The sequence below is a fragment of the Mesorhizobium sp. M7A.F.Ca.CA.001.04.2.1 genome, from assembly GCF_003998485.1.
Taxonomy (GTDB): domain Bacteria; phylum Pseudomonadota; class Alphaproteobacteria; order Rhizobiales; family Rhizobiaceae; genus Mesorhizobium; species Mesorhizobium ciceri.
Map to the genome: position 1 here is coordinate 1 of NZ_RZQT01000004.1, position 466 is coordinate 466.

The 466-nt window shown below is 65.5% G+C and carries 1 pseudogene; it reads left to right on the forward strand.

Annotation, left to right across the window (positions count from 1 at the left end):
• Positions 1–466, forward strand: a pseudogene (locus EN955_RS35235) (ornithine cyclodeaminase family protein); the annotation flags it as partial.

A 466-nucleotide genomic window follows, 5' to 3' on the forward strand; every position in this document is an offset into this window, starting at 1 on the left:
CCCTGCCGGTGGCGATGCCGCCGATCCTGCGGCTCGACATTCCCGAGCATCGCGGCGAGGTCGACGTGAAGACCGCCTACGTGCCTGATATCGACGGTTTCGCCATCAAGATCAGCCCCGGCTTCTTCGACAATCCGAAGCTCGGCCTGCCCAGCGTCAACGGCATGATGGTGCTGCTGTCGTCCAAAACCGGCCTGGTCGAAGCACTGCTGCTCGACAACGGCTATCTCACGGATATCCGAACCGCTGCTGCCGGCGCCGTCGCCTCCAAACATCTGTCGCGGCAGGACTCGTCAGTTGCCGCGATCTTCGGCGCCGGCGTCCAGGCCGGGTTGCAATTGGAAGCCCTTATGCTGGTGCGGCCGATTGCCGAGGCGCGCATCTGGGCGCGCGATGCGGCAAAGGCCGAGGCAACCGCCGGAGCCCTGCGCGAAAAGCTCGGCATTCTCGTGCATGCCGAGCCCGA